Source organism: Roseisalinus antarcticus, from assembly GCF_900172355.1.
In the GTDB taxonomy this organism is placed as follows: domain Bacteria; phylum Pseudomonadota; class Alphaproteobacteria; order Rhodobacterales; family Rhodobacteraceae; genus Oceanicola; species Oceanicola antarcticus_A.
In genome coordinates, this window is the sequence record NZ_FWFZ01000021.1 from 13,352 (window position 1) to 37,672 (window position 24,321).

Genomic DNA, 24,321 nt, shown 5'->3' on the forward strand with positions numbered 1-24,321 from the left:
CCGGAACGCGGGGGATACGGGAGGTCTCATAGGGCCGTTCGGGGGCGAGTTCAAATCCCCCGGGCGCCGCCGCGCCTGGCCTGGGGCGGCGCGGCCACAGGGCGGGCGGCGCCCCCGATTCCACGTTGAAGACGGAAGGGCGCGGCGGTAAGCGGGCGGTCATGCCTGGACCGGGGGACACAGACGGGATGCGCGGCCAGACCAGCGACGGGGCGAACGGGCGCGGCGGATTTCTCCGGCGCCTGGCCGACCGCCTGCCCAAGGGGGCGCTGCGGGCCGCCCGCGCCGCCTATGGCCGGGCCACGGGGCGCAAGCCCGGCGGCATAGAGATCCCGGCCGATGTCCGCGCCCGGGCGCTGGCCGAGATCCGCACCCGCATGCCGCCGCCGCATTGGGGCGTGCCCCTGGCCGCCCTGGCCCGGGCCGCCGAGATGGCCCCGCGCCCGGCGGGCTACGGCGCGGAATACGATCTGATCAAGCCGCATTTCGACGCTCTCTACTATTTCGGCCGCCATGCGGACGTGGCCCGGCGCGGCTTCGATCCGGTGGCCCATTACCTGCGCGCCGGCGCGGCCGAGAACCGCGACCCCGCCGCCTGGTTCGGCACCGCCGCCTATCGCGCCCGCTATGGCGCCGAGATCCGCAAGAGCGGGCTGACCCCGTTCGGCCACTGGGTGCGCGAGGGCCACGCCAGGGGCTATCTGACCGCGCCCTTCCACGCCTTCGAGGCGATGGCCGAACAGGTGCTGGGCCGCCCCCCCGCCGAGGTCCAGGCGCAATGGTCGGCGCAATACGACGACCTGCGCGACAGGCTCGGCCGCGGCACCTTGGGTGAAATGGTGACGAAAGCGGCGGCGCTCGACCCGCTCGTGGCGCTGTCCTGGCCCCGGGCGCAGGATATCCGCGTGCCGCCCTTCAACTCCGACCTGGTGGTGACCCGCACCGAGGCGCTGCACCGGCTGCAGGCCCGCGCCGGCGGGCGGCGGGCGGCGGCGGTGATCGTGGTCAACCGCCCGCGCTGGGGCGGGGGCCGGCGGATGGAGGGCCACCTGGCCCATGCGCTGGCCGATCTGCACGGGGCGGAGAACGTGCTGGTCCTGACCACCGAGGCGGACGGGGCGATGCCGCCGGGCAAGCTGCCCGAGGGTCTGCGGGTCGTCACCATGGCCGATATCGCCCCGGGCGATGCCGAGATGCGCGAGCGGCTGCTGTTCGAATTCCTGCGTGCGCTGCGGCCCGGGTCGGTGTTCAACGTCAACAGCCGCCTGTTCTGGGAGATGCTGACGCCCTATGGCCGCGCCCTGTCCCGCGACACCGCGATCACCTGCGCGCTGTTCTGCGCCGAGCGCACCGCGCTGGGGTACTGGACCGGCTACCCGGTGCGCATGGTCTACCGGCATTTCGACATCCTCCATGCGATCTGCACCGACAGCCAGGCCCTGGCCGAGGAGCTGGCGGCGCGCTTCATGATACCCGAGGCTGCCCGCGGCAAGCTGCGGGTGCTGCCCGCGCCGGCGGATGCCACGATCCCGGTGGCCGCGATCCCGGTGGCCGCGGCGCCCGTGGCCGCGGCGCCCGTGGCCGCGGTGCCGGTGGCGGCCGGGCGGCGGCCGCAGATCTTCTGGTCGGGGCGGTTCGATCCGCAAAAGCGCGTCGACCTGGTCCATGCCATCGCCGCCGCCCTGCCCGAGGCCGATATCCGGATGTGGGGCGCGCCGGTGCTGGACGGCGGCACCATGCCCCCGCCGATGCCGCCGGCCAACCTGACCCGCGAGGGGGTCTATGCGCACTTTGCCGACCTGCCGCTGCACGAGGCGGACCTGTGGCTCTATACCTCCGACTGGGACGGGGTGCCCTCGATCCTGCTCGAGGTCGCGATGACCGGCCTGCCGCTCGTGGGCAGCCGGGTCGGCGGCACCGGCGAGATCCTGCGCGAGGGGCTGGCGCATCCGCTGCCCGAGGGCGCCGGGGTGCAGGCCCATGTCGCGGCAATCCGCGCCGTGCTGGCCGACCCCGCGACCGCCCGGAAACAGGCTCTGATGTTGCGTGAGGCGCTTCTGGCCGAGCGCAGCGAGGCGGCTTTTCGCGCCGTCGTGGCAGAGCTTGCCCCCGTCGTTCCCGCCCCGGAGGACGCGGCATGAGCCCCGCCGCCACCGCGCCCCCCGACCTGACCCTGGCGCTGACGGTCCATGCCGAGAGCCTGGTCGCCGGCCCCACCCTGGCCAGCGCCGAGGCCGCGCTGGCGCGGCTCGAGGCGGCGGGCTACCGGGTGGAGCGGCTGATCGGGCTCGACGACCCGACCCCCGAGGCCCGCGCCTTCATGACCCAGCCCGCGCTGGCCGCCTGGGAGGTCCGCGAAATGGCCTTCCGCGACCAGGGCCGGACCCGCAACGCGCTGGCCGCCCAGGCCCGGGGGCGCTGGCTCGCGTTCCTGGATGCCGACGACCTGTTCTCGGAAAACTGGCTGATCGAGGCGGTACAGAGCCTTGAGGCGGCCGGCCCGGGCGCCCGCGTCATCCTGCACCCCGAGGTGGTCTGGGAGTTCGACGGCACCGCGATGAGCCATGCCAACATCGCCCAGGACAACCCGCTTTTCACCCCCCATCACCTGGGCATCCAGAATTACTACGACGCGCTGTGCCTGGCCCCGCGCGAGGCCTGGACCGAGGTGCCCTTCGCGGATCGCGACATCGCGGGCGGCTTTGCCTACGAGGATTGGCAATGGGCGGTGGAGACCATGGCCGCGGGCTGGCACCACGGGGTGGTGCGCGACACGCTGATCTTCAAGCGCCGCAGGGATTCCTCGCAGACCGGCGAGGCCCGAAGCCGCCGGGTGTCGATCCGCGGCCTTGCCGCGCTGGCGATCGACCGGATCGGCAGGCTCGGCCGGCCCGGGGCGGGCGGGACCGACACTGATACCGACACTGGCACTGGCAGGGCGGAAACTGGCAAGGCGGAAACTGGCAAGACAGACACTGGCGAGAGCGGCAGGACCGGGGGAGGGGCTGCGCCATGACCACCCGCTTCGTGCTGTTCTCGACGGCGCGGTCGGGGTCCTCGTGGCTGGTGACGGCGTTGCGCAGCCACCCCGAGATCCTGTGCCATGGCGAGGCGCTGGCGCCGGGGCTGGTGCCGCGCCACCTGCAGGGGGCGGCCCGCGCGGTGCTGACGCCCGAGATGTGCAAGGCCGACCCGCTGGGCTTTGCCCGCCGGCTGCTGGCGATGGACGAGGGCCACGGCGCGGTGGGCTTCAAGGTCTTCGCGACGCAAGGCCCCGCCGCCCATGCCGCGCTGCTGTCCGACGAGAGCCTGCACAAGATCGTCCTGCGGCGCGAGAACGCGCTGGCGGCCTGGTCCTCGCTGCTGATCGCGCGCCAGACCGGGCGCTGGAACACCCGCAAGGCCGGCATCGGCGCGGGCACCCGGACCCGGTTCGTGCGCGCCGAGTTCGACCATTACCGCACCCGCCGCGACGCCTATTTCGACCGGATCGACCGCCAGCTGCGCGGGCCGCGGCTGGATCTGACCTATACGGGTGACATCGTGACGAAAAACGCGGCCCCCGTTCTGGACTTTCTCGGTGTGGACAGGGCATTCGATACATCGACGGCCATGGCCCGGATTCTCGGGCCCTCGATCCTCGACCGGTTCGAGAACGCGGCCGATGCCGCGGCCTGTCTGGACGAGATCGGCCGGCCCGACTGGGCACGGGAATGACGAGAGGGGCAGGGGCCATGGCAGCCAAGGCGCAGGACACCGACACCGACGCTGACACCGGCGAGGCGATGCAGGACGACACCGCCGAGGACAGCTCTTCCGTCGCCGACCGCGAGCGCGAGCTGGGCGAGCGGCTGGCGCTGTCGAACCGCCGGCTGAAACGCGCCACCGAAGAGATCGCGGCCCTGACCCGCCATGTGCAGATCCTCGAAGGGGCGCTGCGCAAGAAGGACCGGGCCTTCGGCCAGGCGCTCCTGTTCGACAACGTCGCCATTCGGCTGCCCTATATCGGGCGCTGGCCCTGGGTCGCGCGCCGGGCGATGCGCTACCGCGCCAGGCGGATCGTGCGCGCCGGGCTCTTCGATCCCAAGTGGTATGTCCAGGAATATCCCGATATCGCGGAGACCGGCGTCGATCCCGCCCGCCATTACCTGCGGGCCGGCTGGCGCGAGGGCCGCCTGCCGCGCGCCGACATGAAGGTCAATCCTCTGACGCGAGGCCAGCGATGAAACAGCCAAGCCGCGGGGAGGTGGACGAGGTCCATGCCTCCGACCTGTTCGACGCCGAGTGGTATCTTGCCGAATATCCCGATGTCGCGCTGCTGAAGATGAACCCGATCGTGCATTACCTGCGCTTCGGCGGCCCGCTGGGCCGGCGGCCGGCGGAATGGTTCGACCCCGACGCCTATCGCGCCGAATACCCCGAGGTGGACGAGGAGGGCGTCGACCCCTTCCTGCACTACATCCGCATCAACCGCCCCTCGGACGCCACCGGGACGGGAACGGGGACCGGCGCCGCGCGGCCGGACCGGGACGGCGACGGGCCGCCCCTGCCCGAGCCCGCCGGCGGCCCGCTGCTGTCCGCGCCCCTGCCCGAGGGCACGGTGCCCCATTACGGCGCCAAGATGCAGCGGCTGGCCGGGCTGGCCCGCGCCGCCGCCCCGCCCAGCCCCGAGCCCGACGATTACGAGACGGTGATGGAGGGGTTCGACCACCTGTTCTACCTCACCCGCTACCATGACATGGCCGCGGTCGCGCACCGCTCGAACATGGTCCGCCACTACCTGCGGGCCGGGGCGAAGGAGGGGCGCGATCCCTCGCCGCATTTCTCGACCAAGGGGTATCTCGCGCGCTATCCCGATCAGCGCCACAGCCCCGAGAACCCCTTTGCCCACTGGCTGCGCCGGGGCCGGGCCGAGGGCCAGATCGCGACCCCGCTGACCGAGTTCGACAAGGTCAGCCAGATCCTGGGTCACGAGTCCCCCGCCGCCACCCAGGAGATGCTGATCGCCCGCAGGCGCGACCTGCGCGAGCGGTTCGAGACCGGCAAGCTGGGCGAGATGGTGCGCAAGGCCACCGCCCACGAGCCGCTGGTCGGCCAGGTCTGGCCGCAGGCGCTGCAGCCCAACATCCAGCCCCTGGTCCGGCAGGACCGGGTCAGGATGCTGGCCGCCCTGGGCGAGCTGCACGAGATGGCCGGCGCCCGCACAGCCCGCGCCGTGGTCGCCGTCAACGCCCCGCGCTGGGGCGGAGGGCGCCGGATGGAGGGCCACATCACCCATGCCCTGGCCGAGATGCTGGGGGTCGAGGAGGTGATCCTCATGGTCACCGACAAGGGCGGCGAGATGGCCGATTCCAAGGCGCCGCCCGGGGTCCGCTACGTGGATTTCGCCAGCGCCACCGCGTCCCTGTCCAAGCCCAACCGCGAACGGATGCTGTTCGAGTTCCTGCGCGGCCTGGCGCCCGAGGCGGTGTTCAACATCAACTCGCTGACGATCTGGACGCTGATGACGAATTACCCCGGCCCGGTCTCGGCGAGCCTGCCGATCGTGGGCTGTTTCTTCTGCAACGACCAGAACCGCTTCGGCCATTGGGGCGGCTACCCGGCCTCGCAGTTCTACCGGCATTTCGACAAGATGCGCGCGGTCTGTCCCGACAGCCATTACCTGGCCGATCAGCTGGCCACGCAATTCGCGGTTCCGCCGGAACAGAGACACAAGATCGCCGTGCTGGAAGGGCCGGTGGACCCCAGCCTGCCGGTGGCCTCCGCCCCCGCGCCGGGCCGGGGCCGGCGGCCGCAGTTCTTCTGGGCCAGCCGGCTCGACGACCAGAAGCGGCTCGACGTGGTCTATGCCATCGCCCGCGCCATGCCCGATGTCGACATCCGGATGTGGGGCGCCCCCGTCGCCAGCCAGATCGACCCGCGGGTCGACAAGCCCGGCAACGTGATCCTCGAAGGGGTCTACGACAGCTTCGCCGCGCTGCCGCTGGGCAAGGCCGACGGCTGGCTCTACACCTCGGAATGGGACGGGGTGCCGTCGATCCTGCTCGAGGTGGCGATGACCGGGATCCCGATGGTGGGCAGCCTGGTGGGCGGCTGCGGCGAGGTCCTGCGCGAGGGCCTGTCCTGGCCGATCGCCGATTTCGCGAACCCCGACGCCTATGTCGACGCCATGCGCGCCCTGCTGGCCGACCCCGAGGGCGCCCGCGCCCGGGCGCTGCAGCTGCGCGAGGCGCTGGTGGCCGAGCGCACGCCAGAGGCCTATGCCGCCACGCTGGCGCAATTCTTCGAAGGGACCGCCCCATGAGTGCCGATCTGACCGTGGCGCTGAACGCCCATTCCGAGACCGTCGTCGCGGGCCCGACCATGTCCAGCGCCGAGGCCGCCATCGCCGCCGCCGAGGCCGCCGGGCTGACGGTCGAGCGGATCATCGGCCTGGACCGGGTCAGCGACGGCGCCCGCGCCTTCTTCGAGCAGCCCGCCTTCGACAGCTGGCGGCGGCTGGAGCTCGATTGCGGCGACCTCGGGCTCTCGCGCAACGCGCTGGCCGAGGCGGCCACCGGCGAGATCGTGGCCTTTCTCGACGCCGACGACCTGTTCTCGGAAAACTGGCTGTCCGATGGCGCCGCCGTGCTGCGCGCCGCCGCCGCGGGCCGCGATCCGCGCGGCGAGCGGCTGATCCTGCATCCGGAGGTGAACTGGTTCTTCGACGCCGCGCGTTCGGTGCTGGTGAACCCCGACCAGGGATCGGAGTTCTACACCCCGCTCTACTGGCAGATGGCGAATTACTACGATTCGCTGGCCATGGCCCCGCGCACCGCCTTTCTCGAGGTGCCCTATGCCGGGCGCGACAAGGAACGCGGCCTGGGCTTCGAGGACTGGCGCTGGAACATCGAGACGATCGAGGCGGGCTGGCGCCACATGACCGTGCCCGACACGATCATCTTCAAGCGCCGCCGCGACGATTCTCTCGTGACGCAACTGGGCGCGAGCCGATCCGTCCTGTGGGATCTGGACGCGTTGCGGATCGACCGGCTCGAGACGCTGTAAGGCGGCCGCGCGGCGCAGCGCGGCCAGGGAGGCCCGGACGGGACGGGCTCAGGGGAGAGACAAGTCATGGCAAAGACCACCGCTCTGGTGCATTTCAATCACAAGATGGTCGACGGCAAGGTCGCCTGGAACGATCTCGGCACCACCGATTTCCGTCCCAATTACGGCGACATGCTGGTCTGTGCCGCGCTGCTGCAGCACCTCGGCCCGGCGGCGGCCGAGGCGGGCGAGACCCGGATGATGTTCGGCCAGCCGGCCAGGCCCGCCGACGTGGCGCTGGTGCGCGGCTCGACCTATGTCCACAAGAACTTCGATTACCGCAAGGCGATGAAGACGCTCGAGGGCTTCGACTGCCCGATCGCGATCATCGGGCTGGGTGCGCAGTCGCAGCAGAACGACCCGACCTTTCTGGATGACAATGCCGATGCGCGCGATTTCGTCGCCTGCCTGAACGAGCGGTCGAAAAGCATCTCGGTCCGGGGCGCCTTCACCGCCGAGGTGCTGACCCGGCTGGGGGCGCAGAACATCCGCGTCACCGGCTGCCCGTCGCTGTTCTATTCCTGCGCCGTGCCCAGCGTGACCCTGCCGGGATTGCTCGACACCCCCGAGCGGCGGCTGGGCGTGTCGCTGCACACCGGGCTGCGCGGCTCGATCTATTGCCGCGACCCGGCCAAGGCGCGCGAGAAGCACGTGCAGGCGCTGGTCCACGCGATCGAGGGCTCCTCCAAGGCGGGGTTCTTCGAACAGGGCGTCAAGCTGGAGTTCGACCTCGCCGACCACCGGCTGCCGTTCGAGGCGCGGATGGCGGCCGCCCGCGAGGTGCTGGCCCATATCGGCGGCGAGGGTGCGCTGAGCCCCGAACAGGTCATCGCCCATACCGTCAGCGTGCGCAGCATCGACGACTGGCTGTCGAAGGTGCGCGACGTGGACGCCATGGTGGGCTTTCGGTTTCACGGCAACATGGTCGGCCTGCTGCAGGGTCTGCCCTGCTATTACTGGACCTACGATTCACGGCTCAAGGAGTTCTGCGAGCTCTACAAGCTGCCCTACAGCGACGTGGCCGAGGAGTGGGTCGACCCGGTGCGGGCCATGCTCGACCACGATTGGGACGCCGCCAACGCCGCCTTCGCCACCTGCCATGCCGAGCTCAAGGCCTGCTATGCCGAGAACGGCATCGAGACGGTGCTCTGACAGGCGCGGGGGGCGGGCCGTGGCCCGGACGCCATGGCTCCGCGGGGCCATGGTTCGCAGGGTTTCCTTCCCCCCGGAACGGCGATAAAGGACGCGCAATTATTTGGGTCTCGAGAAGGGTTCTGGGAGCATGAAGGTCATCATTCTGGGCGGGGACGGCTTCTGCGGCTGGCCGAACGCCCTGTATCTTTCCAACCGCGGTCACGACGTCATCATCGTCGACAACCTCAGCCGTCGCCAGATCGACCTGGAGCTCGAGGTCGACAGCCTGACCCCGATCAAGCCCATCGGCGAGCGCCTGCGCGTCTGGAAAGAGCTGACCGGCAACGAGATCAAGTTCCACAACTTCACCGTGGGCGAGCATTACCACCGCCTTCTGACCCTGATCCAGGACGAGAAGCCGGACGCGATCATCCACTTCGCCGAACAGCGCGCCGCGCCCTATTCGATGAAATCCTCGAGCCACAAGCGCTACACCGTCTCCAACAACCTCAACGCCACCAACGACGTGCTGGCCGCGATCGTGGAATCGGGCCAGGACATCCACCTTGTCCACCTCGGGACCATGGGCGTCTACGGCTACGGCACCGCCGGCATGAAGATCCCCGAGGGCTACCTCAAGGTGCGCATCGACACCCCCGCCGGCGAGGCCGAGACCGAGATCCTCTATCCCACCAACCCCGGCTCGATCTACCACATGACGAAAAGCCAGGATCAGCTGTTCTTCCACTTCTACAACAAGAACGACGGGGTGAAGATCACCGACCTGCACCAGGGCATCGTCTGGGGCACCCAGACCGACGAGACCAAGCAGGACGAGCGGCTGATCAACCGCTTCGACTATGACGGCGATTATGGCACCGTGCTCAACCGCTTCATCATGCAGGCCGCGGTCGAGTACCCGATGACCGTGCATGGCACCGGCGGCCAGACCCGCGCCTTCATCCACATCCAGGACACCTGCCGCTGCATCGAGCTGGCGCTGGAGAACCCGCCGCAATCGGGCGAGCGCGTCAACATCCTCAACCAGATGACCGAGACCCACCGGGTCCGCGATCTGGCGCAGATGCTGCACGACGCCATGGGGGCCGAGATCGCCTATCTCGACAACCCGCGCAACGAGGCGGCCGAGAACGAGCTGCACGTGGCCAACGACCGCTTTCTGGGGATGGGCCTCGAGCCGATCAAGCTGGAAAGCGGCGTGATGGACGAAGTCCGCGAGATCGCGCAGAAATACGCCGCGCGCTGCGACACCTCCAAGATCCCTTGCGTCTCGCTCTGGCGCTGACGACGGACCCGGGCCGGGCGGCCGGGGCGGCGGCGGGGTGAGCCCCGTGCTCCATCTCCTTCTGGGGCTGGAGCGCACCGGCACCGCCGCCCTGCACGGCGCTGGCGCACAACCGGTCCTGGTTGCGCGACCGCGGGGTGCTTTATCCCGAAACCGGTTTCGGCCCGCCGATGCCCGGCGGGCTGCCCGACCTGCCCTGCGGCCACGGCGCGCTGCGCGGCGCCTTCCGCCTGCCGGCCGATGGCACGCGCCACCCGGTCCCGGCACGGATCCTGGCCTCGCTGGGCGAGGAGATCGCCGAGAGCGGCGCATAAAGGGTGCTGCTGGGATCGGACGCCTGGCTTGCCCTGCAATTCGCCCTGACCCCGGCCGAGGCCGCCGCCGCCCTGGGGCCGTTCGGGCGCCTGCGCCCGCTGGCCTACCTGTCCCGGCAGGACCGCTTCCTCGACCGGTTCTACCGCGAGGCCCTGTGCCGGATCCATCCGCGCGTCGGCCATGGCATCCAGGGGTTCTTCGCCCGGTCGGCCCGGGATTGGGTCGATTTCGAGGCCCGGCTCGCGCCCTGGATCGCCGCCGGCGGGCTGCGGCTGCGGTCCCGGGACGATGCCGAGGCGGGGCCGGGCGTGCTGGCCGATCTCTGCACCGAGGTGCTGGGGCTGGAGGGGCCGCCGCCCGCGCCTGCCGCGCCCGTGCCCCGGCTGCCGCGCGGGCTGGTGACCCTGGCGCGGGCGGTGAACCGGCGCCCCGACCTGACCCATGCCGCCCGGGCCGAGATCCTGCAACACCTGCGCACGGCGCCCGATTGGGCCGGAACAGAGACTGAACAGCGGCTGGAGCGCAAGGCCACGCTGCTGGCGCGACCGTTCCGGGCCCGGCTCGCGGCGGAGTACGCGGCGCTGAACCGGCGGCTGGCGGCGGAGGCGATGACCGGCCCCACGGTGCGCTTCGTCTTCCCCGACCCGCTGCCGCCCCGGCCCCAGGCCCTCCAGCGCCACGACGAGGCGGCGGCGGCGGCGCTGGCGCTCCGGTTCTGGCCGCCGGCGCCGCTGGCCCGGCCCCCGGTGCCGCCCGCACGGACCCCCGGATCGGGCTGGTCAGCCTGCAGCGCTGCCCGCCCGAACAGACCCGCGCCTTTCTGCGCTATCACCTGAACAGCGGGGCCGCGCACATCGTGCTCTATCTCGACCTGCCCGACGACCCGGCGGGCGCCGAATGGGCGTATCACCCGGCGGTCGAGGTCGTGCCCTGCACGCCCGCGGTCTGGCAGCGGCTTTGCGGCACCCCCGCCCCGGCCGACCTCGGCGACAAGCAGCGCGGGGTGATGGCCGACGGGCTGGCCCGGCTGCGCGCCGCGGGGATGGACTGGTCGCTGATGCTGGATGCCGACGAGCTGGTCCACGGCGACATGCACCGCGCCCTGGCCGGGGCGGGGGGCGAGGCGGGGGCCGGCACGGCCGCCCTGGTCACGCTGGAGCCGGCCGAGGCCCTGCGCCACCCGGAGATGGGCGAGGGGCTGTTCGATCCGCGCTGGTTCAAGCGCCTGTCCCGGGGCTCGCGGGTCGAGGCCCTGCGCCTGCGCGAGGCTTACGGCGACATCCCCCTGATGCCGGCCTCGGGGTTCTTCGGCCATACCTCGGGCAAGACCTTCGTGCGCACCGATGTGCCGATCGACCTCTATTCCCTGCACCTGCCCGAACATTCCCGCATCCGGCACGGGCAGGTCGCCGCCCGCGACGTCCTGCTGCTGCATTTCGACGTGCTGCCCCATGACGCCTGGTGCGACCGCTGGCGGATGCGGGCCCGCGCCGGGGTGCATTACTGCGACCGGCGCCCGCAGCTCGATCTGATCCGCGCCCTGCTGGAGGCGGACGATGCCGCCGGGCTGCGCGCGCTCTATGACCGGTGGTATTTCGCCGATGCCGACCGGCTGGCCTGGCTGCAGGAGGCGGGCCTGGCGATGCGGCTTGAGATCCCCGCCCGGCTGTTCTCGGCCCCCGCCTGAGCCGTGGCTTGCCCCATCCCCCCGCCTGACCCCGCCCGATCCGCAGCCCGATCCGCGGCCCGGGCGCCACGCCGCGGCCCCGGCTGACGCTGCGGCGCAGCAGAGACTTGGCGCAGCCCCCTTCCCCCTGCTAGACACGCCGCCATGAGAGATCTGCGCCCCGCACCGCCCGCCGCCCCGTTCGAGACCAATGCCCGGTTGGAGCTGGCCGAGCGTGCCCGGGCCCTGGCCGCGCATCACGCCGGGCAGGGCGCCGAAGAGGTGCTGCGCACGGCGATGACCGAGGATTTCCCCGGCCGCATCGGGCTGGTCAGCTCGTTCGGGACCGAGGCCGCCGTGCTGCTGCACATGGTTAGCCGGATCGACCCCTATACGCCGGTGATCTTCCTCGACACCTGGAAGCATTTCCCCGAGACGCTGGCCTATCGCGACACCCTGGTGGAGGCCTTCGGCCTGTGCAACATCCAGACGGTGACCCCGCGCCCGGCCAGCGTGAAGGCCGACGATCCGGCCGGCGATCTGCACGCCCGCAACCCGGATCTGTGCTGTCACGTCCGCAAGACCCTGCCGATGCTGGCCTCGCTCAGGGCGCTCGACGCCTGGATCACCGGGCGCAAGCGTCACCAGGCCTCGACCCGGCAGGGGCTGTCGCTGTTCGAGGCGCAGGACCGCTGGATCAAGCTGAACCCGCTGGCGGACTGGACGCCGGACGACGTCGCCGCCTATTTCGAGACCCACGACCTGCCGCGCCACCCGCTCGAGGCGCAGGGCTATCCGTCGGTCGGCTGTGCGCCCTGCACCCGCGCCGTGGCCCCGGGCGAGGATGCCCGCGCCGGCCGCTGGGCCGAAAGCGACAAGACCGAATGCGGCATCCATTTCGTCGACGGCAAGATGGTGCGCGGCCCGCTGCCCAAGGGCTGAGCGTCCCCGGCCTGCGGCGCGGCGGTCTGCCGCTGGAGCCCGGCGCGGCCGGGCGCTAGGCTCGGTGCGAGCCGACCCCACCCGCCCACAGCCAGAGAGATCCGCCATGGCCCCCGCGACCCCGCCCGACACCTATCTTGTCACCGCCGCCGAGATCGCCGCGATGGAGGGGCTGGCCAAGAGCCATTTCCTCAACCCCGGCGCCCGGCGGATCAACAAGTCCCTGGGCGACCTGGCCGGCCTGACCGGGATCGGCGTGCACCTGATCGAGGTCGCCCCCGGGAACGCCACCACCGAACATCACGTCCATCACCACGAGGACGAATGCGTCTTCGTGCTGTCGGGCACCGCCACCGCCCATATCGGCGATGCGGCCCATGCCATCGGCCCGGGGGATTTCATCGGCTATCGCAAGGGGGGGCTGGCCCATTCGATCCGCAACACCGGGTCCGAGACCCTGCGCTGCCTGGTGATCGGCGCGCGGCTGGCCCATGACGTGGGCGATTACCCGCGCCTGGGCAAGCGGATCTACCGCCATGCCGGGCTGCCCTGGAACCTGGTCGATCACGCGGACATCACCGAGCCCGGGGCGGGGGCTGGCGCCAAGAAATAGGCGCCGGGGCCATCGGACTGGACAAACAGCCCTCCGCAAGGATCAGCCCGCCGACCACCAGTGCCAGCGCCAGGTCCACGACGGCACAGGCCCGATAGGGTGAACGACCGGATTGGGCGTCGCCGGCCGTGCTGCCTTCGGTCAGGCCCTGGATCGTCGCGGGGTTGCTGGCGAAGTGATACATCGGCCCGGCGGTGGCAAAGGTGAGCATGCCGGTGCCGAACCTCATCGAGAACCATGAGAAGTTCGAGAATTCGGGTCGGGCCTCGTCATGCTCCAGCCGCAGCCGCCCAGCGGCCGGCCAGAGCGCCAGTGCGAAGCAGAGCAGCACGAAGAACGCCATGGCGTAGACACCAGTAGTTGAAGGTCGCCAGGATCACGCTGTTGACCGCCCCCAGAACCGCGGCGGCCTGGTCGGGAAAGGCGATGGCCCAGATGATCGGGCCCCATCGGGGGCGTAGGATGGGTGATTTCACCCATCCTTAACCAGGACAGCGCCACCATGGGTCATGACATCCTACCGCCGCCTGCGCCGTCCCGGGGCAACATATTTCTTCACCGTCATGCTGGCGGATCCCTCGGCCGATACGCTCGTCTCCGGGATCGACCACCTGCGGGCGGCCTGGCAGATCACCTGCGCGGAACGGCCCTTCCGGACCGAGGCTGTCGTCGTCCTGCCCGATCATCTGCACGCGATCTGGACCCTGCCACCGGGTGACGCCGATTTCTCGACCCGGTGGCGCCTCATCAAGAGCCGGTTTAGCCGCCGGATCGGCGGGACCGGCCGCCGCGGCCGCTCGATGCGGGCCAAGGGCGAGCGCGGGATCTGGCAGCGCCGCTTCTGGGAGCATCTGCTGCGGGACGGGGCCGACCGGAACCTGCACCTGAACTATTGCTGGTTCGACCCGGTGAACCACGGGCTCGTCCGGCAGGCCGGGGAATGGCCCTGGTCCTCGCTGCACCGGGACCTGCGCAGGGGGTGCGTTCCGGCGCCGGTCCAGCCGCCGCCGGGCCTGTGCTTCGGGGAGCGGATGGGTGAAGATCACCCATCCTACGGCTGAGCCGCGGGTCAGACCTTGGAGATGTTGCGCTTCGGAAAGCTCTGGCCGGTGTTCTCGATCCCGTAGAAGGCGCAGAGCGGGCCCATGTCGTCCATTCGTTCGAGCTGCAGCTCGAGGCAATCCTCGGGAAACTCCTCGGCCAGCTGCAGGAACCGCGCATAGCGCTGGTTCCAGCTGCGGCGCAGCGCCCGGCGCCGGCCCTTGGGGTCGTCGCGCCATTGGGCGGCGCGGCTGGCGTAAAGCTCGGGGCGGCCGGTTTCCCAGCGGCGCACGCTGTCGACCCAGGCCTCGTAGTCGCGGTTGATCCAGAGGAACCGTGCCCGGGGCGCCAGCGCCTTGCGCAGGATCGGATGCAGGTGGTTATGGCCGAAGGGCGCGTCGTGGAACACGTCGTAGGGGGCCAGCGCCCGGGTCAGGCCGCGCAGGTCGCGGGCCGCCCGGTCGCCGTTCCGGGCGATCCAGTCCCGGGCCGAGGGGGCCTGGTTGGCGGTCCAGTTCAGCGGCCGGAACGCCGGCCGGTAGGTCTTGAGCAGGTCGCCCCGGTAGGGCATCTCGGCCGAGCCGATCCCCAGGCTGATCAGCGCGTGACCCAGCGAGCTGGTGCCGGTCTTGTAGGGCGAGGCCACCACATGGACGACCCGGCTGATCCGGCCGGCCTTCATGTGGCGCCAGCGGGCGGGCAGGGGCAGCGGGATCATCGTCCACGCCGTCCCGGCGGGCCCAGCCTGCCCAGCACGCGCATCGCCTTGTAGACCACCGGCCGCAGCCCCGGCGCGCGCAGCAGCAGCGCCCGGCCCGCGTCGCGCACCCGGGCCCGCAGGCGGTCACGCCAGGGGCCCGTGGGCTTGCCGACCGCGGCGATCACCTCGGCATAAAACGGCGTGCGGATCAGCGCGGCCCAGTAATGCTCGGCGAAGGGCACGGGGGCGGCGTTCCAGGGTTTGTAATCGCCCGCGGCGTAATGGATCACCAGCGGGTCGCGCTTGGCCGCCAGCGCCGCCCGCTGCCCCGCCAGCGGCACCCGGCCATAGCCCGGCGCATCGGTGTTGAAGACATTCATCCGCGCCGGCAGCGGCAGGTAGCTGTCCTTGAAATGGGCGTTCAGGATGTCCTGGTCGCGGAACAGGTACTTGCCCTCGCCGGCCCGCGCCATCAGCGCCCGCCCGGTCGCCGCCACATCCATCGCCGCGAAGTCGAACAGGATCAGCCCGGCGTTGAAATAGACCCTGATATGGCGATCCTCGAGCCCCAGCCGCGTCCGCTGATACACCCCGAGGTCGGGCACGTCGGGGTCGATCGTGGGCGTGGGCCCGGTCAGCGTGCGGGTCATGATCCAGTCCGGCACGGCGGCGATCTGCGCACCGCCCATGTCGGTGTCGAAGATCTCGGCCACGTCGCCGCAGGCGATCATGTCCACATCCAGGTAGAGCAGCCGGTCCAGCGTCGGCAGCAGGTCGAACAGCAGGAACCGGTTGTAGGTCGCGTTCGACGGCGCCCGGCTTTTCGACCGGTAGGCCCCGGAAAAGCGGTTGCCGGCCGGAATCTCGTGCAGATGCACGTTGTCGGCCCCCGCGATCATCCCGCGCAGAAGCTCCAGCGCGTAATCGTCCACGTCGGAATGCAGGAAGAACAGGTTATAGACCCTGTCCCGGCTCATATGGTCGATCACCGAGCGCAGCATCGCCGCCGCGTGGGGCACATAGGCCCGGTCGGCGGAGAAGGCGATATTGACGTGCTCGGGCCCGTTCAGGCTGTCGTCGGAGATATAGGGCAGCACCAGCGCCTGGCCGATGTTGAGGATATGCACCTCGTGGATCCGGCGCGCGGGCTCCTCGGTGCGCAGGCGGTGCAGGAACACGGTGAACAGCCGCTCGGCCACGAAGCCCAGATAGCGCGACTGGTAGGCGTTGTAATCGGTGCGGTCGATGTCCGACGCCTCGAGCCGCTCGAGCACCGGGAACAGGAACGCGCAGTAGCGCTCGAACAGGTCGCGCCGCATGAGGCCCATGTTGCCCAGCCGGATCTCGTGGCCCGCGGCCACCGCGTCGAAGGCGGGCAGGTAGTCGGGGTGATCCTCGGCCAGGATCGCGCGGGTGCGGTCGAAATCGCCCGGCGCGTGGCCGTTGAGGTAATTCTCGCGCACGGTGGCGCCCATCCGGTGCGCCTTGGGGACCACCACGTCGATGTCGGGATTGGCGTCCAGCCAGGCCTCGGTCGCGTCCAGCCAGTCGGGGATGCGCAGCTCGCCCAGGAAAAGCTCGGCGGTGGGGCCGTGGTGGTCTTGGGCGAAATCCAGCACCCGGCGGTAATGCAGCAGGCCCAGGTGCGTGCTGTCTTTGTCGTTCTTCCAGGCCCACCACAGGGCGGTCAGCTCGCAATAGGCGGCGTTGCGGTCCGAGATGTTGTCGCCGGTGTCGTCGCCGATCATGTCGGGCAGCGGGGCCTTCGCCCCGGCCGCGCCCACGTGGATCGGCCGGACCGACCGGCTGGACAGGCGGGGCGCGGGCTTGTGATAGGCGCTGTAGAGTGTGGCCTGCACGCGCGGTCTCCGGGCTGGGCTGTCTGGCTGACGATCGCGGGACGGGCTAGCCCCGGGGGGCGGGCTTGTCAACGAAACGCGGGGCGCGGAAACCCGCCGTTCGGCTTGCCGCCCGGGCCGAACTGGGCAACAAGCGATCAAGCCGGCATGGTGTTGTTTCAGCCGGGGCCGACAGGGTACCAGCGGGGCATATGGAACATCTTCGGATCTTGATGTGCACATATAACGGGGCCGCGTGGCTGCCCGACCAGCTGGAATCCTTCCTGGCGCAGACCCGGGACGACTGGACGCTCTGGGTCAGCGACGATGGCTCCACCGACGACACCGCCGGGATCCTGGACCGGTTCGACCGCGACAACCCCGGCCGGCTGGAGCGGCGGCTGACGGGGCCGGGGCGGGGAAGTGCGGCGAATTACCTGCAGATGCTGGCCCATCCCGACCTTGCGGGCAGCTATGTCGCGCTGTCGGACCAGGACGATGTCTGGCGGCCGGAAAAGCTGGCCCGCGCGATGGCGGTGCTGACCGGGGTGCCCGAGGCCGACGACGGCCGCCCGCGCGCCTATGCCGCGGCCTATTACATCACCGACCGGCACCTGCTGGGCCAGCGGCCCTCGGCGCCCTGGCTGCAGGGGCCCTCGCTGGGCAACGCGCTGGTGCAGAACATCATGTCGGGGCACACCACGGTGCTGAATCCGGCCGCGCTTGATCTGGTGCGGCGGGCAGGCGCCCCCGAGATCGACCATCACGACTGGTGGATCTACCTGCTGATGGCGGGCACCGGCGCCGACATCCACATCGACCCCGAGCCCATGGTGCTTTACCGCCAGCATGCCGACAGCGTCTTCGGCGCCCGCCAGGGCAAGCGGGCGCTGGCGCGGCGGCTGCGCAACATGTCCGGCGGGACCTATGCCGGCTGGATCAAGGCCAACGTGGCCGCGCTCGAGACGGTGGATGCCATGCTGACACCCGAGGCGCGCCGGACCCTGGCGGCCTGGCGCACGATCCCCCGGCACCGTGGCCCCCGGCGCATGGCCGCGTTCCGCGCCCTCGGAATCCATCGGCAAAGCCACGCCGAGACAATGGTGCTCAATCTCGCATCCCGGCTTGGCTGGGCCTGAAGATTTCCGTAGAACCTATGCCATGCGCTTGGGGGAGTATGCTTTGACGAGAACCAGGGGCAGTCTTTCGGACAGACGGCGGCGGCGACAGATGCGCCGATGGCCCGACCCGTTCGCGGGCCTGCACCGGTTGCGCAGCCTCTTTGCCTATTACGTGGTCCATCACCTGCAGATCGTGCTGGCGCCGCAGAAGCTGATGACCGGGGGCGGCGCCACCCTGGGCTATATCGAGGATATCCGCGTGGCCCGGGGCCGGGTGCAGGTGCGCGGCTGGTGCCTGGCCAACCGGGTCAGCCTGCGGATCGGCGATCATGTCCACATGCTGCGCCCCACGATCGAGCGCAACGACGTGGCCGATGCCCTGCACTGCGAGCCCAATGTGGGGTTCGAGAGCAGCCTGCCCGCCGGGCCCGGCATGCTCGTGATCACCGCCGGGCACGAGGCGGCGCAGGGCGGCGACGTGGTGCGCGTCGAGACCCGGCTGCCGGGGCCGCGGCGGCTCGCCTGGGCGCGGCTGCGGCTCTGGGGGCCGTTCCTGGCCACCCTTCTGCGCCTGGCGCCGATGATCGTGACCGGCGCCCGGCGCGACGATCCGCTGCTGCGCCAGCGGGTGAAGACCGCGCTCGGCCTCGACCGGCTGGGCGGGGCCGGCGGCGGAGAGATCATGCCCCAGGCCCTGCGCAGGCCGGGCAAGGGGCGCGAGCCCGACCCGCCCGCGGCGGCGGGGTCGGCCACTCTGGTGATGCCGGTCCACAACGCCTACGACGTGCTGCCCGAGGCGCTGGAGCGGATCCGCAAGCATACCGGGGGGCACTGGCGGATGATCCTGGTCGAGGATGCCTCGACCGACGACCGCGTCCGGCCCTTCCTGCGGGACTGGGCCCGGGCGGCGCGGGCCGGGGGCGCCGAGGTGACCCTGATCGAGGCCCCGGACAACCGCGGCTTCGTCGCCAGCGCCAATACCGGGCTGGAGGCCGCCGCCGCCCATCCCGACCCGGTCGTGTTGCTGAACTCGGACGCGCTGGTGCCGGCGGGCTGGCTGGAGCGGCTGCTGGCGCCGATGCGGGCCGACCCCCGGGTGGCCTCGGTCACGCCGATGTCGAACGATGCCGAGATCTTCTCGGCCCCCGCCATCTGCGACCCGCTGCCGCTGGCGCCCGGCCAGGCCGACGCGATCGACGCGGTTGCCGCCCGGCTGATCGCACCGGGGGCCGGGGCCGGGATCGACGCGCCCACCGGCGTGGGCTTCTGCATGGCGCTCTCGCCGGAGTTCCTGTCCCGGGTGCCGCAGTTCGACACCGCCTTCGGCCGGGGCTACGGCGAAGAGGTCGACTGGTGCCGCCGCACGGCCGCCATGGGCGGGCGCCACGTGGCCGCGGCCAACCTCTTTGTCGAGCATCGCGGCGGGCAGAGCTTCGGGTCGGAGGAAAAGCGCGGCCGCCAGCGCGAGAACGGGGCGCTGATCTCGCGCCGCTATCCGGGCTACGACGCCAGGGTGCAGGAGTTCATCCAGGGCGATCCGCTGCTGACCCCGCGGCTGGTGCTGGCGCTGGCGAGCCTCGACACCCTGCCCGGCGGCCCCGGGATCCCGGTCTATATCGCCCATTCCATGGGTGGCGGCGCCGAAAGCTGGCTGCAGGAGCGGATCGCGGCGGGCTTTCCCCGCGCCGCGGTGGTGCTGCGCATGGGCGGCATCCGGCGCTGCCGCATCGAGGTCGAGACCGCGGCGGGCTGCACCATGGGCTCCACCGACGACCTGGACCTGGTCGCCCGGCTGATCGCGCTGCTGTCCCGGCGGCGGATCGTCTATTCCTGCGCCGTGGGCGACCCCGATCCGGTGGCGATCCCGGATTTCCTGCTGACCCTGGCCGCGGGCCTGCCGCTGGAGATCCTGTTCCACGATTTCCTCGCGGTCAGCCCGTCCTATACCCTGCTCGACAGCGACGGGGTCTACCGCGACCCGCCCGTCGCCCCGAACGACAACCCCGCCCATGCCAGCCGGCGCCCCGATGGCAGCACCGTCGACCTTGCCCGCTGGCAGCAGGCCTGGGGCCGGGCGATGATCGCCGCCGACCGCGTGATCTTGTTCTCCGAGAGCAGCCGCGAGATCCTCGAGACGGTTTATCCGGCGGCGCGCGAGGCCTTCGTCGTGACCCCGCACGAGCTGACCCACACCCTGCCGCCCCTGGTCCGGCACCGGGCCGACCCGGGCGGGCGCGAGCGGGTGATCGGCGTGCTGGGCAACATCGGTCCGCAGAAGGGGGCGGGGGTGGTGCAGGCCCTGTCGCGCCGGCTGAATGGCACCGGCCGGGCCCGCGGCAAGCTGGTGCTTCTGGGCCGGATCGACCCGGCGTTCCAGCTGGCCGCCTCGGCGCGGATCCACGGCCCTTACGAGCATGGCGACCTGCCGGCGCTGGTCGTGCGCTACGGCATCACCTGCTGGCTGATCCCCTCGATCTGGCCCGAGACGTTCTCCTATACCACCCACGAATGCCTGGCGACCGGCCTGCCGGTGCTGGCCTTCAACATCGGCGCCCAGGGCGAGGCGGTGGCCCGTGCGCCGAACGGCCACCCGGTGCCGCTGTCGCGCAAGCCGGTCCCGCCCGAACGGCTCTGCACCAGAATCCTCAACGTCCTGGAGACGCTGAGCCCCGCAAGCGACCCGCCCGGAGCCTCTGTGCGCAAACAGCGCCCGCGGCTTCTGAAAGGCCGCATATCATGAGTTTGCGAGACATGGGCAAAGGCCTGTTCCACAATCCCGACTTCGATCCCGACCGCTTTGCCGCCGACATGGAAAAGCGGGCCGCGGCGCGCACGCTGGGGATCCTGTTCACCCCGCGCTCGGGCTCGTCCTGGCTGACCGACGTGCTGACCCAGACCCGGCTGTTCGGCAAGCCGCAGGAATGGTTCAACCCCAATTTCATGGGCAATACCCTGAAACGGGTGAACGCCAATTCGCCCCAGGGCTATATCGACATGCTGCGCCGCAAGCATAGCCTGGGGAACTTCTTTTCCTTCGAGGTCACGATCTACCAGATGCACCGGGTGTTCGGGAAAGACCCCGGGCTGATGGCCTACCTGCCCGAGAAATTTCCGCTGATCTACCTGCGCCGCCAGGACATGGTGCTGCAGGCGGTGTCGCTGGCCAAGGCGGTGCAGACCGACGTGTTCCACACCGTCAACACCACCCCCGAAGAGATCGCCAGCGCCGAGGCGCGTTTCGAATACGACGGGGACCAGATCCGCCAGTGGCTGGAGCATATCTTCGACCAGGAGCGCAAGTGCGAGGCCTTCCTCGCGGACCGGGAGGGCCCGCTGCTGCGCATCACCTACGAGCAGATGATGCGCGCCGGGGCCGAACAGACCGTGCGCCGCTTCCTGCGCCGCTGGCGGCCGCTGAAGGCCGACGATCCGCTGACCTTCGAGCCGCGCCATGCCAAGATCGGCTCGGCCCGCAACAAGACCTTCGCCCAGCGGTTCCGCGACGAGAACCCCGGGGTCATGGCCGAGATCGCCGCCTTCCGCGAGGACGTCCGGGCCAGCATCGCCGGAGCGGGATGACCCGAATCGTCCTCCATATCGGGATGAACAAGACCGGCTCGACCGCGATCCAGTCGTTCTTTCTGGACAACGCGGCGGCGCTGGGGCGGCAGGGGGTGCTCTATCCCGAAACCGGGCGCGGCCGGTTCCGCCAGCACCTGGAGCTTGCCCGCGCGCTGGGGTTCGACCTGGGCGGCCGGCCCGCGCCCGAAACCGGCCCCGAGGCCCTGCGCCGCGCCCTCGATGCCGAGATCGCCCGCGCCGGGGCGGATCTGGTCGTGCTCAGTTCCGAGAATTTCAGCCGGCGCCGGGATCCCGCCCGGGTGGCGGCGTTCTTTGCCGGCCATGACGTGAGGATCCTGGTCTATGTCCGGCGGCACGACGACTGGTGGGCCTCGCGCTATGCCCAGGCGGTGCAGATGGTGACCAACCCGCCCTGGGATCCCGGCTTCGTCGCCTATTGGGAGCACGAGCGCAAACGCCCCGGCCTGCACCAATCCTACCGCGGGATGCTGGAGAGCTGGGCCGGGGCCTTCGGCCATGATGCCCTCGTGGTGCGCCCCTACGAGCCCGCCCAGATGTCGCCGGACCTGGTGTCGGACATGCTGGCGGCGATCGGGGCCGGGCCGGGGGTGCGCGGCCTGCACGGTGGCGATGTCTGGCACAACCGGTCGCTTTCGGCCGAGGGGCTGGCCGAGATCGACGCGATCCAGCGCAGCAGGGCGCCCGGGCCGCTGCGCCAGAAACGGATCCGCGCCGCCGTCGACCGCGATGCCGGACGGGCCGGCGGGCTGCGCGGGGCGGCGATGATCCCGCCGGATCTGCGCTGGCGGATGGTGGCCGAGAACCTCGACGATTACGCCCATATCGCCCGCCATCACCTGGGCCGCGCCGACGGCCGGCTGTTCATGGCCCCGCTGCCCGACCGGGAGCATCCGCCATGAGGCCCCCGCGGGTGTGACCTTGTCGCCTCAACGTCACACCCGCGGGGGCCTTGATCGCACAATCGGGGGGTGGACCCCCGGGCTCTTTGACTTGTATCGCTCTGCGAACCAAGGATCGGGCGATCGCTTCTCCGCAAACACCGCAACGACCGCAAAAACGGACTGAGTACACCTTACATGCGCGCCGTATTACACATCGGGACCGAAAAGACGGGCACCACCTCGTTGCAGGTCTTCATGCACGAGAACCGCGCCAGCCTTCTGCAGGCGGGTATCCTGTATCCCGAGAAGCTCGGCGGCGTGAACCACCGCTGGATCGCCTCCTACGGTCTGGACCCTGAGGCCGGCGACGAGACCTTCGTCGCCCTCGGTCTCAAGGACCAGGATGCGCTCGACGCGTTCCGCGCGGATGTCGAGGCACGGCTGGCCGAACAGGTCGCCGCCGCCTCCGACGCCCGGATCTGCTTTCTGTCCAGCGAGCACCTGCACTCGCGGCTCAGGACCGCCGATCAGGTCGCCCGGGTGCGGGACCTGCTGGCGGGGATGTTCGACGAGGTCGAGGTGCATATCCACCTGCGGCCGCAGGTCGACGTGGCGGTGTCGCTGGCCTCTACCAGCTCGCGGGTCGGCGGCCGGGTGGGGCACGATTTCTTCGAGCGGATCCGCGCCCGGCAGATCTATTACAATTACGACCTGCTGGTCTCGACCTGGGAAGAGGTGTTCGGCGCCGACAATGTCCTGTGCCTGCCGTTCAAGACCCAGCCCGATTTCCTGGGGTATATCGCCCGCCGCATGGATCTCGACCTGACCGGCCTGCCGCTGCCCGCCCGCGTGAACGAGGCGCTGGACGTCCGGGTGATGGCCATGGTCAACGCGCTGGTCGAAAGCGGCACGCCGCAGCGGATCGACTTCCGCGTGCTCGACATGCTGCCCGTCGAGCAGAAGCTGACCCTGGACCTGGCCACCGCCCGGCGGCTGCAGGCCCGGTTCGAGGACAGCAACCGCACCCTGATCGCGCGCCGCCACGACCTGGCGCCGGGGCAGCTGCAGCCGCAATGGAGCCGCTATCCCGAAGAGGGCAACCTCGACCTGCTGGACGAACCTTGCGTCTTCGCCAGCTCGCTGGCCGACCTGGTGCGGCACTACAACGGCCTGATCCGCGATCTCGCCAAGACCCGCTGACGGCCTCGCGCGGCGCCGCCGCCAGGCAGATGCTCGAAGACCGGGGCGGACCCGGCATGCCAGCGCCCGCTGGAGCGTGTCGCGTTCATTCGCATTCACGCGACGCGCAAAACTGGTTCCCACTTTTGCGCAACACGCTCTAGTACCCGAATGCGTCAAGATCGCAGGCGTAGATTTCCTCGACCTGCTTGCGGATTTCAGGCGTATAATACGTGTCGGTCTTGGTGCTCGACCCGGTCTTGAGCGGTGCGAAGACGTAGTTCTCGCTCAGCCGATGCCCGAGCCGGGCGTTCACCTGCGCGAGGTCCCGATCAAAGGTTTCAAGTCTTCCGATCAGGTCATACGGGATCAGGTCCGGCCGCAGGATCTTCTGCAACGGACGCCAATGGCCAATGCGGATTCCAGTTCACGGATTTGTCCCGCCGCTCATACAGAAACCCGACGAATTGCTCGAAGGTCATCATGTCCGATTCAATCGAGAGCCCCAGGGTCTTGTAGACGCTTCTCGCCTCGTTCTTCTTTGAGACGATCTTATCGAGATACGCTGACAACAGGCGATCGAAAGGATTGCGAACAAAGCAGAATTTGAAGAATTCGCTGCCATATACGATATCGGCGAACATCTCGGCGGGGAGTTGAAACGGTTTTATGTGTATGGATTCGCGCGGCGTGGGATGAAGCGGAAGCGTGTCGGGGTCAATCTTGCTCCCCTGGGCCTCCAGGCGGTTCAACGTCTTCTTCATGGTTGTCGATGCAACCTTGGGACTCTGAACGTAGAGATAGCGGTTCTTCAGGGAAATATTGAAGAACACGTCGATCTGGTGCTGATAGGCGGCCTCCAGTTTCTTCATATCACCGATCATTCAATCATCCTT

The 24,321-nt window shown here is 70.2% G+C and carries 24 protein-coding genes; 19 read left to right on the forward strand and 5 right to left on the reverse strand.

Annotation, left to right across the window (positions count from 1 at the left end):
• Positions 1-188 precede the first annotated feature (188 nt).
• The 13 genes from ROA7023_RS16435 (at position 189) to ROA7023_RS16490 (ending at position 13,062) form a co-directional block, all read left to right on the forward strand.
• Positions 189-2,141, forward strand: coding sequence for a glycosyltransferase family protein (locus tag ROA7023_RS16435; RefSeq protein WP_085880125.1), 1,953 nt, complete (start codon positions 189-191; stop codon positions 2,139-2,141).
• Positions 2,138-3,016 (forward strand): glycosyltransferase, encoded by an 879-nt coding sequence (locus ROA7023_RS16440; RefSeq protein ID WP_085880126.1) that lies wholly within the window; start codon positions 2,138-2,140, stop codon positions 3,014-3,016. The genes ROA7023_RS16435 and ROA7023_RS16440 overlap by 4 nt, the downstream gene beginning before the upstream one ends.
• The gene (locus ROA7023_RS16445) at positions 3,013-3,717 is read left to right on the forward strand and encodes a hypothetical protein (RefSeq protein WP_085880127.1); all 705 of its coding nucleotides are present in this window, start codon (positions 3,013-3,015) and stop codon (positions 3,715-3,717) included. The genes ROA7023_RS16440 and ROA7023_RS16445 overlap by 4 nt, the downstream gene beginning before the upstream one ends.
• A 17-nt stretch (positions 3,718-3,734) precedes the next feature.
• Entirely contained in the window at positions 3,735-4,226 is a 492-nt protein-coding gene (locus ROA7023_RS16450) for a hypothetical protein (protein WP_085880128.1), read from the forward strand.
• Positions 4,223-6,304 (forward strand): glycosyltransferase family 4 protein, encoded by a 2,082-nt coding sequence (locus tag ROA7023_RS24500; RefSeq protein ID WP_085880129.1) that lies wholly within the window; start codon positions 4,223-4,225, stop codon positions 6,302-6,304. Before ROA7023_RS16450 ends, ROA7023_RS24500 begins: the two co-directional genes overlap by 4 nt.
• Positions 6,301-7,047: a glycosyltransferase family A protein gene (locus ROA7023_RS16460; protein ID WP_085880130.1), complete on the forward strand. Its 747-nt coding sequence runs from the start codon at positions 6,301-6,303 to the stop codon at positions 7,045-7,047. The genes ROA7023_RS24500 and ROA7023_RS16460 overlap by 4 nt, the downstream gene beginning before the upstream one ends.
• A gap of 66 nt (positions 7,048-7,113) precedes the next feature.
• Positions 7,114-8,238: a polysaccharide pyruvyl transferase family protein gene (locus ROA7023_RS16465; protein ID WP_085880131.1), complete on the forward strand. Its 1,125-nt coding sequence runs from the start codon at positions 7,114-7,116 to the stop codon at positions 8,236-8,238.
• 130 nt (positions 8,239-8,368) lie between these two features.
• The gene (locus tag ROA7023_RS16470) at positions 8,369-9,526 is read left to right on the forward strand and encodes an NAD-dependent epimerase/dehydratase family protein (RefSeq protein WP_085880132.1); all 1,158 of its coding nucleotides are present in this window, start codon (positions 8,369-8,371) and stop codon (positions 9,524-9,526) included.
• A 137-nt stretch (positions 9,527-9,663) separates the two neighbouring features.
• The gene (locus tag ROA7023_RS24505) at positions 9,664-9,840 is read left to right on the forward strand and encodes a hypothetical protein (RefSeq protein ID WP_159458552.1); all 177 of its coding nucleotides are present in this window, start codon (positions 9,664-9,666) and stop codon (positions 9,838-9,840) included.
• 3 nt (positions 9,841-9,843) lie between these two features.
• Entirely contained in the window at positions 9,844-10,677 is an 834-nt protein-coding gene (locus tag ROA7023_RS25195; RefSeq protein ID WP_234992278.1) for a hypothetical protein, read from the forward strand.
• Between the two features lie 20 nt (positions 10,678-10,697).
• Positions 10,698-11,528: a hypothetical protein gene (locus ROA7023_RS16480; protein ID WP_234992279.1), complete on the forward strand. Its 831-nt coding sequence runs from the start codon at positions 10,698-10,700 to the stop codon at positions 11,526-11,528.
• A 144-nt stretch (positions 11,529-11,672) separates the two neighbouring features.
• Positions 11,673-12,449 carry a phosphoadenylyl-sulfate reductase gene (locus ROA7023_RS16485; RefSeq protein WP_085880135.1) on the forward strand — a complete coding sequence of 259 codons (777 nt, stop codon included), beginning with the start codon at positions 11,673-11,675 and terminating at the stop codon, positions 12,447-12,449.
• 106 nt (positions 12,450-12,555) lie between these two features.
• Positions 12,556-13,062, forward strand: coding sequence for a cupin domain-containing protein (locus tag ROA7023_RS16490; RefSeq protein ID WP_085880136.1), 507 nt, complete (start codon positions 12,556-12,558; stop codon positions 13,060-13,062).
• Here ROA7023_RS16490 and ROA7023_RS16495 read toward each other — a convergent pair.
• The gene (locus ROA7023_RS16495; RefSeq protein WP_234992280.1) at positions 13,025-13,405 is read right to left on the reverse strand and encodes a BCCT family transporter; all 381 of its coding nucleotides are present in this window, start codon (positions 13,403-13,405) and stop codon (positions 13,025-13,027) included. The genes ROA7023_RS16490 and ROA7023_RS16495 overlap by 38 nt on opposite strands.
• A gap of 166 nt (positions 13,406-13,571) precedes the next feature.
• Between ROA7023_RS16495 and ROA7023_RS23935 the strand changes: the two genes are divergently transcribed.
• Positions 13,572-14,123, forward strand: coding sequence for an REP-associated tyrosine transposase (locus tag ROA7023_RS23935; RefSeq protein ID WP_200812542.1), 552 nt, complete (start codon positions 13,572-13,574; stop codon positions 14,121-14,123).
• 8 nt (positions 14,124-14,131) lie between these two features.
• On the opposite strand, the gene ROA7023_RS16505 is transcribed toward ROA7023_RS23935, so the two are convergent.
• Together ROA7023_RS16505 and ROA7023_RS16510 are read right to left on the reverse strand one after the other, a co-directional pair.
• Complete coding sequence (locus ROA7023_RS16505) at positions 14,132-14,821, reverse strand: sulfotransferase (RefSeq protein WP_085880138.1); 690 nt, start codon at positions 14,819-14,821, stop codon at positions 14,132-14,134.
• On the reverse strand, positions 14,818-16,662 hold the full coding sequence (locus ROA7023_RS16510) for a DUF4422 domain-containing protein (protein ID WP_159458553.1): 1,845 nt from the start codon (positions 16,660-16,662) through the stop codon (positions 14,818-14,820). Before ROA7023_RS16510 ends, ROA7023_RS16505 begins: the two co-directional genes overlap by 4 nt.
• 212 nt (positions 16,663-16,874) lie before the next feature.
• Here ROA7023_RS16510 and ROA7023_RS16515 point away from each other — a divergent pair, with 212 nt between their 5' ends.
• The 5 genes from ROA7023_RS16515 to ROA7023_RS16535 all read left to right on the forward strand — a co-directional run bounded on the left by ROA7023_RS16515 (position 16,875) and on the right by ROA7023_RS16535 (position 23,446).
• The gene (locus ROA7023_RS16515) at positions 16,875-17,780 is read left to right on the forward strand and encodes a glycosyltransferase (RefSeq protein WP_159458554.1); all 906 of its coding nucleotides are present in this window, start codon (positions 16,875-16,877) and stop codon (positions 17,778-17,780) included.
• 91 nt (positions 17,781-17,871) lie between these two features.
• Positions 17,872-20,502 carry a glycosyltransferase family 2 protein gene (locus ROA7023_RS16520; RefSeq protein ID WP_085880140.1) on the forward strand — a complete coding sequence of 877 codons (2,631 nt, stop codon included), beginning with the start codon at positions 17,872-17,874 and terminating at the stop codon, positions 20,500-20,502.
• Positions 20,499-21,341, forward strand: a complete 843-nt coding sequence (locus ROA7023_RS16525) for a Stf0 family sulfotransferase (protein ID WP_159458555.1) — start codon at positions 20,499-20,501, stop codon at positions 21,339-21,341. The genes ROA7023_RS16520 and ROA7023_RS16525 overlap by 4 nt, the downstream gene beginning before the upstream one ends.
• Positions 21,338-22,264 (forward strand): hypothetical protein, encoded by a 927-nt coding sequence (locus tag ROA7023_RS16530; protein WP_085880142.1) that lies wholly within the window; start codon positions 21,338-21,340, stop codon positions 22,262-22,264. Before ROA7023_RS16525 ends, ROA7023_RS16530 begins: the two co-directional genes overlap by 4 nt.
• Before the next feature lie 177 nt (positions 22,265-22,441).
• Positions 22,442-23,446, forward strand: coding sequence for a hypothetical protein (locus ROA7023_RS16535; protein ID WP_085880143.1), 1,005 nt, complete (start codon positions 22,442-22,444; stop codon positions 23,444-23,446).
• Between the two features lie 139 nt (positions 23,447-23,585).
• Here ROA7023_RS16535 and ROA7023_RS16540 read toward each other — a convergent pair whose 3' ends face one another.
• Both ROA7023_RS16540 and ROA7023_RS16545 read right to left on the reverse strand, forming a co-directional pair.
• On the reverse strand, positions 23,586-23,822 hold the full coding sequence (locus ROA7023_RS16540; protein ID WP_159458556.1) for a sulfotransferase family 2 domain-containing protein: 237 nt from the start codon (positions 23,820-23,822) through the stop codon (positions 23,586-23,588).
• Positions 23,785-24,309 carry a sulfotransferase family 2 domain-containing protein gene (locus ROA7023_RS16545; RefSeq protein WP_085880145.1) on the reverse strand — a complete coding sequence of 175 codons (525 nt, stop codon included), beginning with the start codon at positions 24,307-24,309 and terminating at the stop codon, positions 23,785-23,787. Before ROA7023_RS16545 ends, ROA7023_RS16540 begins: the two co-directional genes overlap by 38 nt.
• Positions 24,310-24,321 lie beyond the last annotated feature (12 nt).

What these genes read in the sequence shown, in the direction of transcription:
- ROA7023_RS16535 (WP_085880143.1), top strand. Translation starts at nt 22,442, where the DNA reads ATGCGCGCCGTATTACACATCGGGACCGAAAAGACGGGCACCACCTCG.
- ROA7023_RS16440 (WP_085880126.1), top strand. Translation starts at nt 2,138, where the DNA reads ATGAGCCCCGCCGCCACCGCGCCCCCCGACCTGACCCTGGCGCTGACG.
- ROA7023_RS24500 (WP_085880129.1), top strand. Translation starts at nt 4,223, where the DNA reads ATGAAACAGCCAAGCCGCGGGGAGGTGGACGAGGTCCATGCCTCCGAC.
- ROA7023_RS16505 (WP_085880138.1), bottom strand. Translation starts at nt 14,821, where the DNA reads ATGATCCCGCTGCCCCTGCCCGCCCGCTGGCGCCACATGAAGGCCGGC.
- ROA7023_RS16485 (WP_085880135.1), top strand. Translation starts at nt 11,673, where the DNA reads ATGAGAGATCTGCGCCCCGCACCGCCCGCCGCCCCGTTCGAGACCAAT.
- ROA7023_RS16530 (WP_085880142.1), top strand. Translation starts at nt 21,338, where the DNA reads ATGACCCGAATCGTCCTCCATATCGGGATGAACAAGACCGGCTCGACC.
- ROA7023_RS16490 (WP_085880136.1), top strand. Translation starts at nt 12,556, where the DNA reads ATGGCCCCCGCGACCCCGCCCGACACCTATCTTGTCACCGCCGCCGAG.
- ROA7023_RS16525 (WP_159458555.1), top strand. Translation starts at nt 20,499, where the DNA reads ATGAGTTTGCGAGACATGGGCAAAGGCCTGTTCCACAATCCCGACTTC.
- ROA7023_RS16460 (WP_085880130.1), top strand. Translation starts at nt 6,301, where the DNA reads ATGAGTGCCGATCTGACCGTGGCGCTGAACGCCCATTCCGAGACCGTC.
- ROA7023_RS16465 (WP_085880131.1), top strand. Translation starts at nt 7,114, where the DNA reads ATGGCAAAGACCACCGCTCTGGTGCATTTCAATCACAAGATGGTCGAC.
- ROA7023_RS16445 (WP_085880127.1), top strand. Translation starts at nt 3,013, where the DNA reads ATGACCACCCGCTTCGTGCTGTTCTCGACGGCGCGGTCGGGGTCCTCG.
- ROA7023_RS16515 (WP_159458554.1), top strand. Translation starts at nt 16,875, where the DNA reads ATGTGCACATATAACGGGGCCGCGTGGCTGCCCGACCAGCTGGAATCC.
- ROA7023_RS16495 (WP_234992280.1), bottom strand. Translation starts at nt 13,405, where the DNA reads ATGGCGTTCTTCGTGCTGCTCTGCTTCGCACTGGCGCTCTGGCCGGCC.
- ROA7023_RS23935 (WP_200812542.1), top strand. Translation starts at nt 13,572, where the DNA reads ATGACATCCTACCGCCGCCTGCGCCGTCCCGGGGCAACATATTTCTTC.
- ROA7023_RS16520 (WP_085880140.1), top strand. Translation starts at nt 17,872, where the DNA reads ATGCGCCGATGGCCCGACCCGTTCGCGGGCCTGCACCGGTTGCGCAGC.
- ROA7023_RS16450 (WP_085880128.1), top strand. Translation starts at nt 3,735, where the DNA reads ATGGCAGCCAAGGCGCAGGACACCGACACCGACGCTGACACCGGCGAG.
- ROA7023_RS16435 (WP_085880125.1), top strand. Translation starts at nt 189, where the DNA reads ATGCGCGGCCAGACCAGCGACGGGGCGAACGGGCGCGGCGGATTTCTC.
- ROA7023_RS16545 (WP_085880145.1), bottom strand. Translation starts at nt 24,309, where the DNA reads ATGATCGGTGATATGAAGAAACTGGAGGCCGCCTATCAGCACCAGATC.
- ROA7023_RS16470 (WP_085880132.1), top strand. Translation starts at nt 8,369, where the DNA reads ATGAAGGTCATCATTCTGGGCGGGGACGGCTTCTGCGGCTGGCCGAAC.